Here is a 15389-nt window from a genome sequence, read left to right on the forward strand (position 1 = left end):
GAAAGAATTAATGAAAGTTTAGACAATGGTTTAAGTTTAAAAGACACTTTAAAGAAAGAAGATGAAAGAAATTCATCAGGTGGGTTTGGCAAACAAGAGTTAAGAAAAGAATCTAACTCTAATAAACTCAATAAAACACCCAGACCAAAATATACACCATTTAAAAAATAACTTGATTTTTACGGATTTTTAATAGTGGAAACACTTATTGTTAATTTACCAAGCAAAACGCTAAAGCATTTTGGAATAAAAAAGCCTAAAGGCTTTTTTTGTTGCTGATGGAACATAATATGTTGTTGTTTTATTCCTTAAATCCTATTTTTATTACAACCTTCATAAAATGTTTTAATTTCAAAAACGACAAAAGAGCGTAAAATTTACACTTGAATTATTTATATTAAATTAGAGGTTATTCGGTTTTTACTTCATACTTGGGAACTATCATAGGTCTTATATCCCTTGAAGAAATCAACATTTCTCCGTAAGTTGAACTTAGCAATTCCTCAACCTTATCAAAACAATATCCAGTAATTGCCTGACCATCAACCAGTTCTACAAGTCCGACAGGTGTATACGCATACTCTCCGTGAGTTGTTTCACCTCGATTATTTGCTATATCTATGTTTGGTGATACTTCCAGAAACTTACTAAAATCCCCCTCTTTTGCAGCATTTAAAGCTTTTTCTATATTGCTACCCTCTGCAATAGATGAACAACAGGAATCAATGTTTTTTATCTTTTGAAACATTCTCCACAGACCTAATTCCTTTTTAAAACCAAAGAATCCATAAGCTCTGTATTGCCATAATGAGCGATGAAATGAAATTTTATTAATATGTGTTTCATCATCATTTTCTATAGATGTTCCATTGTATTCTTTTAAATCTATTGTTTTCATAATGTATTTAGTTATGTAGTTAACAATGTTTTGTGATTTGCCCTGATTAGTTAATACATCAATTTTACAAGATCTATTTGTATAACCGAATTTATTTAAAAACATTTTTTCAAGAGTAATATTATCGCTGTCTAATATTTCTTTTTTTACAGATCGATACTTTCCTAGTAAGTTCTTTGTTTGGTTTTTTGTCATTGAGTAAATCAACTTATCATTTTCTAAAAAATCTCTTTTAGTGAAAATTAATAAATGCTGATGAACACCACTTTTTTTATGTGGCTCTCTGCACCATATACCGATCAAAGGTATACTCTTTCTCTTTGCGTAGGATTGAATATTTCTCCATCTGTCCTGTAGCTGCTTAACATTGTCGCTCGGCGTTGATATGCCATTCCAGTGGGTTTTATCGTTGCGGTTGTATGCTCTTGGCAGTTCTTCTGGCTTGTTGGTGATAGTGATGAACCTACAACCCCAGTCCTCATCATTTACCAATGTATTGATGTGATTCTTGATTACACACAACTCATTCATTCTGTTAGTTTTAGCGTTTTCTTTAAGTTCCAACAAGGTTCTACGCTCCTCACCAAACTCAATAAATCTATTTGATAGATACTCATCAACCGCTTTTTTATCATCTAACATCATCCCATAGACAAGATCAGACATACAGTTGTCAACCTTACCTGCTTTGATTTGTTGTAGTTCCAGTTGTTGCTTATAGATTCTTACCAGTTTACTTTTAACAAGCTTGGGAGTGGTCATTTTTGACAACGCTACTTCATATAATCTATTTGTAGGACAAGAACATTCTGATGGTTTAAAGTCTGATATTGTTAAACCGTAGTAGTTAAAATTGTTTATATCTTCAATAAACTCACACTCTTCATTAGTTAATATTTGAAACTGACGAAAGAACAAACAAAATTCATAACTTATCTTTTTAATACTTTTTGTGTTTAATATTTCTTTTGATGTGATATTTAATTTTGGTTTTAACTGGTAAAATATACTTTGAGATATTTCATTGATTGGCTTATGTAGCAAGGTTTCTACAATAGATGATTTTCTAGTTTTATCACTATTTTCAGTTTCTAGATACTGTTCAAAACCTTGCTCGTGATAATAAATTATTTCTTCAATACTTTTCATTTTATTTCCTTTATTGGTTTACCCCAACATAGGAAACATAACTATAATATTTATACACTTTATCTATTGACTTTAATAATTTATATTATATATTGTAATTAGCTTCTGTGGGGGAAGTTAATATTTTAAAAGTCGCAATTATTTGCGGCTTTTTTATTTAATAAACCATTTATAAAAATAAAATCAATTATTAGATAGTTGTTTTTATTCCCCAAATAGAAAAAAGCCCCTATTAAGGAGCTTATTTATCAATATAAATATATTTTTGTTTTATTTTGTCTTGGATTATTTAGTCAAGATCGTAGATTTTTTCTGGTGTTTCAACCCCCCAATAGTTTGTAGCTTTTAGTATTTCGATAAACTTCCCATCCATTCGCCCACTTTTGTAAGCGTTAAGGATTTCTTCTTTTAATTCGTAAAACTCACCAAAACCATCAACAGGTTTTATCTTTTCATTTTTCTCAAGCTTACTATTGTTCAAAGTAAAGTGAATAACCATCCCGTTAGAATAAAGCGCAGTGCAAGCCTTTGAGTCGCTTGATACGACAAATGCCGCAAAATTTTCATTAACAAATCTCTTAGCTTTTACGACAGAAATAGGATCAGTCTTGTCAAAAAACTCTAGTTTGTTGTCACTGGATAACCTTGCAATATTCGCTTTAAAATCGGCAATTCTTGCGTCATTGACATTGATTTTCTTGCGTTGCTTTGAGCTTTCTTTTAGATAGGTCATATAGTCCAAATCACTGCTTTCATTCATTGTTTCTAGGGTTATTATATCTTTTTCAATCTTCTTGGTTTCAGTAGAAATTTCACTGATTTTTTCTTTTATCTGATTAATTTCATTACTATTATCTTTCTTGGTTTGAGTGATCATTCCAAACATGTTTGGCGTAGACGCTATAAAATCATCATACTTGATAGACTTGCTTTTACAGCCAAGAACACGCCTACCTTGGCACTTCAACATATAGTATAAAGTCCGTCCTTTTTTGGTGATTTTGTCATCTGTCTCAAAGTAATATTTTTGCCCACAACCAGCACAAAACATTTTGCCAGTGAAGATGTTAATAGATTTTCTGCCAGAGGATTTTTTGGTTTTCTTTGTCGCTGTCATTGACTGAACAACATCCCAATCATCAACGGAAATGATAGACGGGTAGTAGTTTTCAAAAACATCACCAGTTTTTGCAATACGGAGATCACCGAGCACACAGCGATTTTTTAGAAGATGGTTAACCTTGGCAGAACTCCAAGAGTTGGTAAAATTCTTATGTCGTCTTTTTGCTACTTGTTCAACAAGCTCTTCGTTAAAAATCCTTGCGATATCGCCCATAGAAGTTCCTTCAATATACATTTTAAAGGCTCTTTGAACGATTTTAGCTTTCTCATTAACAACGAAATTTGTTTTTTGCTTTGTGCCTTTGTTGTCGATCCAACCTGGAAAAATCCCCACGTATTGAATAGATTCTCCGTTGTTTAACTTATCAAGTTTATGATCAAAGCTTTTTAGAATCCTTTCTGCTTTTTTTGCACTTTCTTCATTAGCTTGAGCCATAAGCATTGATGAATACATGATACTCATCAGATCATTAAGACTAGCTTTTGTATAGATTTTCTTATCCATAAGCGTAATGACATTTACATTAGCTTTAAGGATTCTTCGGAAAACCTGATAAGCATTGTCTATGCTTTGCCTTGTATGCAGATAAACCTAAATCCTTTAACTCAAGGCTGTTATTGACTGTATAGCCGTTCTCTTTTGCATACTTTAAGATGTCGCCCATCTGTCGTTTGTATGAACTACCACCCGATTGTTGTTCACTACTAAACCTAACATATGGGTAAATGATTTTTTCCATTCTTGAACTCCTTAAACTATGCAAATCTCAACATATCACTTTTCCTGTTAATCATACATAAAATTACGGTGAACTTGGCGCCAGCAGATTTGCCCAAGGAAGGCGGACGGTTTGATTTACCGATTGCACTTGGTATTTTGGCGGCTTCCCAGCAAATCCCGATGACGGCTTTAGAGCAGCGTGAGTTTATCGGTGAACTGGCATTGTCTGGTGAGCTCCGGTCAGTCAAAGGCGTATTGCCCGCTGCGCTGATGGCGCAAAAGCAAGGTCGCAGCTTGATAGTACCGCATGAAAATGGCGATCAAGCGGCTTTGGTGGGTAAGGAGGTTCATAAATCTGCTCAGAGTTTGCTTGAGGTGTGCAGCGATTTATGTGGTCAACAATCGTTGCAGTTGCATCAATCAGAGCAGGCTGAGCCAACACTGAATCATACGCGGGATTTACAAGACATTATTGGGCAGCAACAAGGTAAGCGAGCATTAGAGATTGCTGCGGCTGGTCATCATAATGTGCTGTTTCTTGGCCCGCCCGGCACCGGAAAAACCATGCTTGCTTCTCGGTTGTGTGACTTGTTACCTGAGATGAATGAGCAAGAAGCGATGGAATCGGCTTCGGTGGCATCACTGACTCAGCAAGAGATTAATCAGTTTAATTGGAAGCAACGTCCGTTTCGCGCCCCGCACCATTCCAGCTCGATGGCTGCCTTGGTCGGTGGCGGCAGTGTACCCAAACCGGGGGAAATTTCTCTCGCACATAATGGCTTACTCTTTTTGGATGAGATGCCAGAGTTTGAGCGTAAAGTGTTAGATGCTTTGCGAGAGCCGCTAGAGTCTGGTGAGATTGTTATTTCTCGCGCACAGGGCAAAACCCGTTTTCCAGCGCGATTTCAATTAGTCGGCGCGCTAAATCCAAGCCCAAGTGGTCATTATGATAGTCAAACCAACCCACAAGCTGCGTTGCGCTATCTTAGCCGTCTATCTGGGCCATTATTGGATAGGTTCGATATGTCTTTAGAAATTCCGGCTTTGCCTAAAGGCACATTAGTTGAGGGTGGTGAAAGAGGAGAGCCAACCGCAAAGGTCAAGCAACGGGTAATAGAGGCGCGGCACAGAATGCACAAGCGTTCGGGGCAAGCGAATGCTTTGCTACAAGGGCGAGACATTGATAAATATTGTGCATTGCGCAAAGAAGATGCGCAGTTTTTAGAGCATGTATTACATCAGTTGGGGTTGTCGGTGCGCGCTTATCATCGGATTATCAAAGTGGCGAGAACCATTGCTGATTTAGCGGGAAGCGAGCAAATCAACCGTGCGCATTTGTCTGAGGCGATAGGGTATCGGGCGATGGATCGCTTACTTAAACAACTCAACACCCTCGCGGTATAAAATAAAGCCCAGCGATTGGCTGGGCTTGATTCATTTAGAAGTGGTAGTTCATACCCATCGACATTAAGTACTCTTTCTCATCATAAAAATCGATGTTGGAATCAGAGTGGCCATAACCTAAGAAAGAAATCAGTGACCAGTTTTGCCAACCTAAGAAATGAGCATGTTCATAGGCGGCAAACAGGTTGTATTCCGCGTCGTCGCGAGTCATGCCATTGAAAATCACGTTTCCGGCATCGTAATCGCGTTTTAGATAAGAGGCGGTTAAGGCAAATTGATGGTGTTGAATCGCTTTGAAGTAACTTAACTCAACCCCATAGCCCGTAAATGAGTGCGCGTCACCTTCAGCTGAAGAGTGAATATAAGAAAGGCGAGGTACCAACATAGAGGTCATATCGATGCCGTACTTGTAGTCCGTTTTTAGGTAAAACGTATCGGCATTGCGATCTAGAGTGTCGAGCTGATCAGATGTTAAACCTGCTTGTACGCCCGATTTTTCTTGGTCAATTTCCTTGGTCGCGTAAGCCATATCAACCGCGAACTTGGTTCCCGCTAGGTTTTCTATTTTAAAGCGATATGCGTTACCGCTTTCATCTGTGGTCTGGCGTTCGACTCCGATTTGATACGGATCTTGCCATGTTTCACCGGACATCACGGTTGGAAGGAAAGAAGCATCGATCACCATGCCAGATGGCAATTGATATTTATAGCCAAATTCAAAGGCTAAAGTACCGACCGCGATATCTTCACGTGCAGTACCTAAATAGAGCTGCTGGTTGAGGTTTGAACCAAAGGTGTAAGCAATGTTGCCAAGTGGCAAAATCAGCGCTTTGCTGTCTGACTCAGACGGTGCGCCCAACGTTTGAATGGTTTTTTGGTCACCATCGGTATTGAACTGGGATTCCGAAGAGAAGTAACCAGCATTGATGGATACTTCACCACTTATGCCGGCTTGTTCTGAAAGTTGAGCAAAACAAGGTGTCGAAAGCAAGGTCAGTGGAAGTAAAGAAGCGGCGAATTTCATCGGTTTAATTCTCCTAGCCGTTTGGGTCTAATAATTAGCCATTTATTGTTGCTATATCATCCATAATATCGATATTTTTGCCCTGACAATAGCATCAATAGCCGTTGGTTATGAGTAACTAATCTGACCAATGGGTCAAAACGTTCCAAACTTGGCGTGGGCTTGTATAATTACACGCTGTTTTATTCTTCAACGCAAATGTCCTTTTATCATTATGCTGGCGTATTTATTACTTTTTATTAATGCTTCATTGGTGATCATCAACTCGGCAGTATGCTCACTGCTGATCTGCGTGATTGCCGTGTTCAAGCTTGTATTGCCTGTTCCGGCATTGAAAATGGCACTGACTCGAGCGGCAAATAAGATGATGTGGCTTTGGGCTACGGTAAACTCCGGAATATTGCGCGCGTCTAATCGCGTTGATTGGGATGTCCAAGGCGTTGAAGGGTTGAGTAAAGATTCTTGGTACTTATTGATATCAAACCATCTCAGTTGGACAGATATCGTGGTGCTTTGCTGCGTGTTTAAAGATCGTATTCCAATGCCAAAGTTCTTTTTAAAGCAGCAACTGTTGTATGTTCCTTTCATTGGCATGGCTTGCTGGGCGCTAGATATGCCATTTATGCGTCGCTACTCGCGAGAGTATTTACTGCGTAATCCACATAAGCGAGGCCAAGACTTAGCAACAACTCGTCGTTCTTGTGCCAAGTTTAAACATACACCAACGACGGTGGTGAACTACGTCGAAGGCACGCGCTTTACCGCAGAAAAACAAAAGCATAGCCGAGCCGGCTATCAATATTTGCTGCAACCAAAATCAGGTGGTATTGCTTACACACTTGCCGCGATGGGCGATCAATTTGACCACATCATTGATGTCACCTTGGCTTATCCAAATAATACCAATAAGCCTTTTAAAGACCTACTAATGGGACGAATGACCCGTATTGTCGTGCATGCAGATTGCTTACCGATGAATGAACAAGTGAGTGGTGATTACTTTAATGACAAGAAGTACAAACGTCAGTTCCAGCTTTGGTTGGGCGAGGTGTGGCAACGTAAAGACCTCAAGCTTCAGCAGGTATACTCTCAGCAGGATGTGTCGCCGCAAAGTGACATTGCCACAGAGCAAAAATAGAAAAGGGAGCAGTGATGCTCCCTTTTACGTATTTGGCTTACTGAACGATTATTTCTGTGTCAGTAGGAAGTTAACCAACTCGATGTATTCTTCTGTTGAGCTGATGCTCTGAGGTTGAACAAGGAACTTGTTGTTGACGATCACAGCAGGTACACCAGAAAGACCACTTTGTTTAAATTGCTTATCAAAGCGACGTACCATTGAATCGACTGCGAAGCCGTTGTAAGCAGCATCAAATTTCTTCGCGTCGATGCCTTCATCAATGAAGATTTGGCGCAGCTCGTTAGCATTGCGTGGCGCTTTACCCATGGTATGGATTCGGTGGAATAGAATCGGAGCCATTTTATCTTCCGCTTTTAACACAACCATGGTCGCGTATGCCTTGCTCATTGATTCACCCATAGCGCCACCCATGAAAGAAACGTGGTTCTTTTGCAATTTAGCGCCTTCAGGTAGTTCTGATTTTAGCTTCTTGATGATCGGCTCTAAGCTAAAGCAGTGTGGGCAGTAGAATGAGAAGAACTCAGTCACTGTTGGGCGTTTAGCGAGCTCAAGATCTAAAACCTTGTAGTGTTCCCCTTCAGAAAACTTCGCAGCGTGAGCAGAAAAGCTCAAGATGAGCGTGGTAAATAGAGCAAACAGCTTTTTCATTATAATCTCCGTGTAATTAGCTGGGTTTACCATTGAGGCATAAGGCTCAGCGGTGGTTCGCTTAAGGCTGAAATCTGTTCTTTAAATGCGAGAACTTGGCTTTCCCAATATTTGGGGTCATCAAACCAAGGAAAGGCAATTGGGAATGCGGGATCTTGCCATCTTTTCGCCAACCATGCCATATAGTGCACCATACGTAGACCGCGTAAAGGCTCAATTAGTTTCAATTCACTCATATTGAAGTCACTGAATTCTTGGTAAGCCTCAAGGATGATATCAAGTTGCATCAGTTTGTCGGCACGCTCACCATTGAGTAGCATCCATAAATCTTGCACTGCTGGGCCATTACGTGAATCATCCAAATCGACAAACATTGGGCCATCACGCCACAAAATGTTGCCCGGGTGACAGTCACCATGTAGGCGGATGATTTGCTGCGGCTGCTGCCAATGCTGCTCTAAGTGATTAATCAACATGTCGAGATCACTAAAAAACGCATTCTCAAGATGCAGAGGGATAAAACTTGAGTTTTGCAGCAATTTGCGTGGTTGATACAGATACTCTTCTAGGCCAACGGTTGGGCGGTGTTGAAATTGAGTACGTGACCCCACTTTATGGATGCGCCCAAGAAAACGACCGACCCCTTCAAGTTGTTCTAAGTTATCCACTTCAAACTGACGCCCACCCACACTGGCAAACAGAGCGAACCAATAACCTTGATAGTAATGTAAGGTTTGGCCGTTGATGCGGCAGGGAGGAGCAACCGGAATATCACCTTCAATCAACTCTAAGGTGAAGTCGTGTTCTTCTTGAATTTGCTCCTGGCTCCAACGCTCAGGGCGGTAAAACTTCACTACATAGCGCTGGCGCTCTTCATCAGTGAATTGGTAAACCCGGTTTTCATAACTGTTGAGCGGTAAAAAACCGGACTCAGCGCGAATACCGATACTCTCTAGCGCGTACCACATAAAATCTGGTGTGAGCGCATCGAAGTTGAATGCTGTGTCTGACATTAGAATTAAAAGGCTCATTGCTGAGCCTGTTCCATTAAGATCGCGTTAGCTACAACTTATTGATAAATCGACTTTCTACCGCGATGGTAAATTGTTCACTGTCAGACAGTATAAACTGAATTGTGGTGACGGGTGAGCTTAGATTGTCAGGGTTAACGCCTAAACTCATTGGTAGATTAAACACTTCCCCCGGAGCGACCGTGATGGTTTGTTTGCCATACCACGAGGCATCATCTAAGCCATCCACCGCGAGTTGATATTGCTGGCTTTGCTGTGTCTTGTTGATGATCTTAAGTGTGTAGGTATTTTCAATTTCGCCTAAGTCGTTTTCTCTAAACAGCTGAGTTCGGTCGCGTAGTACGCTTAAACCAACCGGATCAACGCTTGCTATTTGCACGAAAAATAGCCCCATCATCACCAGCAATACCGCGCCGTAACCGAGCAGTTTAGGTCGCATCACTTTAGTCGATTTACCAGAGAGGCGATGCTCGGTGGTGTAACTGATCAGCCCTTTATCATAGCCCATGCGATCCATGGTTTTGTCACAGGCATCAATACAGGCCCCACAGTTTATACATTCGTATTGTAGGCCATCACGAATATCAATCCCGGTAGGACAAACTTGAACACACAAATCACAATCGATGCAATCCCCTAGGCCGAGCTGCTTGTGATCGGCTTTGCGAGAGCGCGGTCCGCGTTGTTCGCCTCGCTTGAGATCATAGCCAACGATGAAAGTATCTTTATCAAACATGGCAGACTGGAAACGAGCATAAGGGCACATGTGGATACACATAATTGAGCGCATCCAACCTGCATTTCCATAGGTACAAGCAGCAAAGAACAACACCCAAAATACCGGCCAAAAGCTGGCTTCGAATGTGAAAAAGCTCACTACCAGCTGTTTCATTGGGACGAAATAGCCAACGAAGGTAAAGCCAGTCACTAACGCGATGGCGAGCCATGCTAAGTGTTTGGCTGTCTTTCGCCATAATAGAGAGGAAGTCAGTTTGCCTGAATCTTGTTTACGTCTTTTGTTGGCGCTGCCTTCGAGTTTTTCTTCAAACCAGATGTACATGAATGTCCAAACGGTTTGTGGGCAGAGATATCCACACCAGACTCGACCTAAAAATGTGGTGATAAAGAACAGCCCAAATGCTGCTATCACGAAAAGGGTCGCTAATAAGGTTAAGTCTTGTGGGTAAAGTGTTGTACCGAAAAAGTTAAATTGTTGCTGGCCGATATCGAGCAAGATGGCTTGCCGTTCACCGTAAGGAATCCAAGGAATGATGGCGAACAGCAGCAATAAAAACCAACCACCGTAGCGGCGCAGTTGTTGGAATGTTCCTTTGCTTTCGCGAACGTAGATTCGATTGCTAGGGTTAAACCGATCACCTTTGTTTTTGTGTGTTTTTGGATTGTAGGTTTTGGCCGTCACATCTTTGATGTCAATTTTATCCTGACTCATTGTGCTTCCTTGTTAGGCATCACGGCACAACTTCTATTGGTCATACTCGTGTTTGATTTTGTGCGCTGATTTTTTATTGGATAGGCGCTTCGACATTGCAGCGAGGATAGTGATTCATCACTCGGCTGTCTTATAATTATACAGTTAATAACAATTTCATTTCTTTAAGGCTATCAACCTTTAACAATAAATTTCCATATTCAATGAGTGGGTATAGGTTACAGGCTTGAAATAGGTATAAAAAAAGCGACCTTAGGTCGCTTTTTAAGATCTTTCGTCGCTTAGTCGATTAAGCCACGAGCACGCAAAATTGCGGTTTTGAAATCGTCTTCTTGGTCTTTCTTAAGGCCAGGAATCATTTCATCTTTCGCACTGTTGCGCATTTTAAGATGGTAGATCAGGACATCGTCAGTCAGGTCTTCTAGCTTACCTTCATAGCCAGCTTCTTGGCTAAGCTTAACGATAAACTGCAATAGGTTAAGATCTTGGTCTTTTTGCCACTCTGGCTCTAACAGCTCAAGTAGCTCCTCAATGCGATGGCATTTCATTAACTTTCTCCACAATAATTATAATGATTTTGGGTAAAAGGTAACAAATAGGGAAGGTTAATAGCAATCTACAATATAGAGGAAATGCTATCTATTTTTCTTTGGGTAAGAAAAAAGCGCAGATGCACTGCGCTTTTTAATTAAGCCGCCTTAACTTGTTTAGTCGGAGTCGTTGCCAAAATGGCTTCTTTTTCAACTAAAGTCATTGTAGGCGCAATTTTTTTAGCGACAGGCGCAGCAGCAAAGCCACTACGACGACGCATTGCACTACGGTTAGTGTGCGAAAACCTGACTGCTGTTGGGCGCATTAACTTACCTAACTGTCAGGCATATCCATTGCCGATGTAATGGCCTGTTTAGTCATGAGTTGAGCTTCATTACTGAAGTTTGGCTCTTCTGGCTTTCGCCAATCCAAATGAGTAAACAGGGATAATGATATGCAAAACATATCAAGGATAGGTTAGCACCATGTTTTTCATTGATCGATATCTAATCAGTGTATTCTTCTCCAAATCACTACTTAATTGGGCATTCAGGTAAATTTTTCACCCTAAAGTATTAGCAGTGTGACCTGATAGGGATATTCATCGAGTTTAATGTATTGGTTTCTGTGAGATCTTCCATAGAGATGAGACAGTAAAAAGAACTAGCATAGGTGTTAGTGGATCAATTAAGGAGGAGTGGTATGTCGTTTTTCAAGAAAACACTTGCCAGCTTTGGTATAGGATCGGCACACGTTGATACCGTGCTGCAACAAGAAGTGTTGTACCCAGGGCAAAAAGTTAATATCACCATCCATGTGTATGGCGGCTCGACTGAGCAAGAGATAGATAATATTGATTTAAAACTCTATTGCCGATACATCAAGGAAGTACCTGCGAACCGCGATAATGATAGGCACAACTCGGGCCGAATGCGTCGCCAAGCGCAAAATCATGTTTTAGCCAGTTGGCGCTTACCTTACGCTTTTACCATTCAATCGGGTGAAACACGCGATTTTGAACTCGAACTGGATGTGCCGTGGAATACGCCAATTACCATCGGGGATGCCCAAGTATGGATTGAAACCGGGCTAGATATTTCGTTAGCCAAGGACCCAAGCGATACCGATATTGTTACCATTCGTCCTGATCCTCTTATGGATGGTATTTTAACAGAGCTTGAAGCTCAGGGCTTACGCATTCGCCAAGTGGAATGTGAAGCGGTAGAGGGGTTAGCCCTACCATTTGTTCAAGAGTTCGAGTTTGTTCCAACGACAGGGCCGTTTCATGGTCGTTGGCGAGAGCTTGAGCTGGTGGCTTATCGTGAGCAAGATGAGCTCAAACTATGGTTTGAAATAGACCGCCATCGAGAAGGCGCAAAAGGCATGTTGGCCAGTTTGTTAGGGGCTGGGCAGTTGAAGCGAGAGCTCACACTACCTATCGCCTTGGCTCCTTCTGAGGCGGGTAAGCGTGTGGTTGAGTATCTCGATAGCAGCAGTTGAGCACATCAGAAAATTAGTACAAATTTGAGCTTACACGTGTAAGCTAAATGTGCCATACTCTGGGTTGAAATGGTCAATCCAGAGTATTTTTATGTCGAGTGACAAGTCCAGTCCATATAGCGTTAAAGAAGAAATTGCCAATACCGTAACCCATGGTTTAGGTATGGTTCTAGGTATTGTTGGTTTGGTGTTACTGCTAATTAAAGCGCTCGACCATAATGCCGACGCCCTTACCATTACCAGTATGAGTATTTATGGTGGCAGCATGATCGTGCTGTTTCTCGCTTCTACGCTCTATCATGCCATCCCGTACAAGCGGGCGAAGCGCGCACTCAAAACCTTCGATCACTGCGCTATCTATCTATTGATTGCGGGTAGTTACACACCGTTTTTATTGGTCAGTTTACGCACGCCTTTGGCTATCGGTTTGATGATTGTGATTTGGTCAATTGCCCTCATCGGTATCATCATGAAGCTAGCCTTCGTTTACCGTTTTAAAAAGCTTTCATTGGTGACTTATTTGCTGATGGGGTGGTTATCTTTAGTGGTGATCTATCAATTGGCGCTGAACTTAGAGGTAGGCGGCTTAACGCTATTAGCAGTGGGTGGGTTAGTCTATTCGCTGGGTGTGATTTTCTATGTTGCGAAGCGCATCCCTTATAACCATGCTATCTGGCATGGGTTTGTCTTAGCAGGATGCGCCTGTCATTTCTTAGCAATCTATCTTTATGTTGAACCGATTTAACGGGTTTCTAGATTGACTATTTTGGCGCTCAATTGATATTGCTCGGCTTGCTCAACAGCGATAGTAATAGAGCGGCCTTGTTCAGATGTTTGTGGACGTAAGTAGGTATCAGCCATGCGTTTGATGGATTGCCATACTTTTATCTTCTCTTGAGCGAGCTTTTGTCCTTGTAAGTCAGAGAGTGTAATTTCAACTTCGACCGACACAACCGCATTACTACTTTGATTGGTCAAGGATGTAGGGATAACGATCTCACCATCTTGGTATTGCGCGGAACCAAGTAGTAGCTCAACACCAGAATCTTGTAATTGCATTATTGGCTTTTTACTGCCAACGGTAATGGTTGTCCCTACTTGTTTATTGATGACAGGAGTTGCAGCTAGCGGGATTGTCTCGACTTTCGATGGCTTAGAGTGATTGTCGGTTTGAACGACTTCGTTTGTTTGCACATAGCCCCAAGTAAAATCATCATTTAGCTGAACTTGGCGACCATCTTCTAAGGTGATCACTTGAGCTGCAAGGGCTGTGGAGCTGACTAATAAGCCTAAAAGTGGGATAAATCTTTTCATAGTATTTCCTTAACGTCGCCAAAAAGCTGGGAAGAACAGCACCAGAATGGTCAGAATTTCCAAGCGTCCCATCAACATACCAAAGCTTAGTAGCCATTTTGCTGCATCCGGCAGTGGCGCAAAGTTACCCGTAGGACCAATAAGATGGCCCATGCCTGGACCAACGTTCGCTACCGCAGTGATCGAGCCAGAAATACTGGTCACAGGATCGAGGCCTAAAGCGCTCAAGCACCCTGCGATAAAAATGATAGTAATAAAGAACATCAAACCAAAGGCAACGACAGAGCGGACAATATCATCGTTGACCGGGCGCTGATTGTAGCGCTGAACAAACACACCTGACGGATGAATCAGTTTCATCATTTGCTTGTTGAGCAGTGTCATCGCGATTTGGAAGCGGAAGATTTTGATGCCGCCAGATGTTGAACCTGAACATGCGCCAGCCATCATTAAGAAAGCAAATAGTGTGGTTGGTAGTGCGCCCCAAGCAGTAAAGTCTTCTAAGCCAAAGCCAGTCGTCGTGACCACCGAGACAATGTTAAACATGGAGACACGCACCGCATCTAAAATGGTGTAGCCATCACGAATCACTAGCCATGAAGCAATGACAGCACTTGAACCTAAAAATAGGTAAGCAAAGCCACGGACTTGAGCATCTTTGAGTAAGATTTCTGGGCGACGCTTAGTGAGCGCAGAAACAAACAATAAGAAAGGCAAGCCGCCAAGGAACATAAACAGGGTTGCGTTCCAATGTGCGCCATGGGAGAAGTGGTTCATTGAGCCATCAGAGGTTGAGTAACCACCGGTAGAAAGCGTGGTGAAAGCGTGGTTAATCGCTTCAAATAAAGACATGCCCGATAATAAGAACCCCGCCATACAAAGGCCGGTTAAGGTGAGATAAACCACCACGATATTCTTTGCGACAGTTTTTGCTCTTGGGCTGCTTTTATCGGACCAGTCAGACGATTCGGTGTGGAATAGCTTCATACCACCAACGTTGAGCATTGGCAGTACCGCAACCGCCATCACGATAAACCCAATACCACCCAACCATTGCAAGATAGATCGCCACAGCAGAATGCTAGGAGCCATGTTGTCTAAGCCACTTAGGACAGTAGATCCTGTGGTGGTAATGCCCGACATGGTTTCAAAGTAGGCATCGGTAAAGCTGATGTGGTTGATAAACACAAAAGGTAAGGCTGCGAATGCACTGGCAATGGTCCAAACCAAGCTCGTGATCAGGAACATATCTCGCACGCTTAATTTGAATTTGGCGGTTCGACCTATGGTGAGACAGGCGAAGGCGACGATATGAACGATAAGCAACGCTTGGCCAAATTCAATAAAGCCAGAGGTACCAGTAAAGAGAGCCACTAAAGTGGGTACGTACATAAATAGGGCGAGTTTAGACAGTACTAACCCTATAACGAACAGTACGGGACGAAAATTAACCATG

General features: G+C 41.8%; 15 protein-coding genes. 4 read left to right on the plus strand and 11 right to left on the minus strand.

From position 1 onward, the window contains the following. Positions 1–409 precede the first annotated feature (409 nt). From OH461_RS19805 to OH461_RS19815, 3 genes are all read right to left on the minus strand, one after another. Positions 410–2047, minus strand: coding sequence for a replication endonuclease (locus tag OH461_RS19805; protein WP_270022260.1), 1638 nt, complete (start codon positions 2045–2047; stop codon positions 410–412). A 289-nt stretch (positions 2048–2336) separates the two neighbouring features. Then, entirely contained in the window at positions 2337–3674 is a 1338-nt protein-coding gene (locus OH461_RS19810) for a recombinase family protein (protein WP_270022261.1), read from the minus strand. 25 nt (positions 3675–3699) lie between these two features. Further along, positions 3700–3909, minus strand: coding sequence for a recombinase family protein (locus OH461_RS19815; RefSeq protein WP_270022262.1), 210 nt, complete (start codon positions 3907–3909; stop codon positions 3700–3702). A gap of 2 nt (positions 3910–3911) precedes the next feature. Here OH461_RS19815 and OH461_RS19820 point away from each other — a divergent pair, with 2 nt between their 5' ends. Next, positions 3912–5294 carry a YifB family Mg chelatase-like AAA ATPase gene (locus OH461_RS19820; protein ID WP_270022263.1) on the plus strand — a complete coding sequence of 461 codons (1383 nt, stop codon included), beginning with the start codon at positions 3912–3914 and terminating at the stop codon, positions 5292–5294. A 34-nt stretch (positions 5295–5328) separates the two neighbouring features. Here the strand turns inward: OH461_RS19820 and OH461_RS19825 are convergent, their stop codons facing one another. Beyond that, a complete protein-coding gene (locus tag OH461_RS19825) occupies positions 5329–6318 on the minus strand; it encodes a DUF2860 domain-containing protein (protein WP_270022264.1) in 990 nt (329 codons plus the stop codon). A gap of 214 nt (positions 6319–6532) precedes the next feature. On the opposite strand from OH461_RS19825, the gene OH461_RS19830 reads away from it, so the two are divergent. After that, complete coding sequence (locus OH461_RS19830; RefSeq protein ID WP_270022265.1) at positions 6533–7456, plus strand: acyltransferase; 924 nt, start codon at positions 6533–6535, stop codon at positions 7454–7456. Between the two features lie 48 nt (positions 7457–7504). Here OH461_RS19830 and OH461_RS19835 read toward each other — a convergent pair whose 3' ends face one another. From OH461_RS19835 to OH461_RS19855, 5 genes are all read right to left on the minus strand, one after another. Further along, positions 7505–8107 carry a thiol:disulfide interchange protein DsbA/DsbL gene (locus OH461_RS19835; protein ID WP_270022266.1) on the minus strand — a complete coding sequence of 201 codons (603 nt, stop codon included), beginning with the start codon at positions 8105–8107 and terminating at the stop codon, positions 7505–7507. Between the two features lie 26 nt (positions 8108–8133). Next, entirely contained in the window at positions 8134–9120 is a 987-nt protein-coding gene (locus OH461_RS19840; RefSeq protein ID WP_260261632.1) for a serine/threonine protein kinase, read from the minus strand. Positions 9121–9169: 49 nt separating this feature from the next. Next, the gene (ccoG, locus tag OH461_RS19845) at positions 9170–10588 is read right to left on the minus strand and encodes a cytochrome c oxidase accessory protein CcoG (RefSeq protein WP_270022267.1); all 1419 of its coding nucleotides are present in this window, start codon (positions 10586–10588) and stop codon (positions 9170–9172) included. A 281-nt stretch (positions 10589–10869) separates the two neighbouring features. After that, the gene (locus OH461_RS19850; RefSeq protein ID WP_260261636.1) at positions 10870–11136 is read right to left on the minus strand and encodes a YihD family protein; all 267 of its coding nucleotides are present in this window, start codon (positions 11134–11136) and stop codon (positions 10870–10872) included. Positions 11137–11276: 140 nt separating this feature from the next. Beyond that, complete coding sequence (locus tag OH461_RS19855; protein ID WP_270022268.1) at positions 11277–11444, minus strand: hypothetical protein; 168 nt, start codon at positions 11442–11444, stop codon at positions 11277–11279. A 377-nt stretch (positions 11445–11821) separates the two neighbouring features. Between OH461_RS19855 and OH461_RS19860 the strand changes: the two genes are divergently transcribed. Both OH461_RS19860 and trhA read left to right on the plus strand, forming a co-directional pair. Further along, entirely contained in the window at positions 11822–12619 is a 798-nt protein-coding gene (locus OH461_RS19860) for a sporulation protein (RefSeq protein WP_270022269.1), read from the plus strand. A gap of 91 nt (positions 12620–12710) precedes the next feature. Then, entirely contained in the window at positions 12711–13364 is a 654-nt protein-coding gene (gene trhA, locus OH461_RS19865; RefSeq protein ID WP_270022270.1) for a PAQR family membrane homeostasis protein TrhA, read from the plus strand. On the opposite strand, the gene OH461_RS19870 is transcribed toward trhA, so the two are convergent. After that, complete coding sequence (locus OH461_RS19870) at positions 13361–13933, minus strand: DUF3157 family protein (RefSeq protein ID WP_270022271.1); 573 nt, start codon at positions 13931–13933, stop codon at positions 13361–13363. The two genes, trhA and OH461_RS19870, sit on opposite strands and share 4 nt — an antisense overlap. Before the next feature lie 9 nt (positions 13934–13942). Next, entirely contained in the window at positions 13943–15388 is a 1446-nt protein-coding gene (locus OH461_RS19875; RefSeq protein ID WP_270022272.1) for a TrkH family potassium uptake protein, read from the minus strand. Position 15389 lies beyond the last annotated feature (1 nt).

The sequence above is a fragment of the Vibrio sp. LaRot3 genome, from assembly GCF_027587025.1.
Lineage (GTDB): Bacteria > Pseudomonadota > Gammaproteobacteria > Enterobacterales > Vibrionaceae > Vibrio.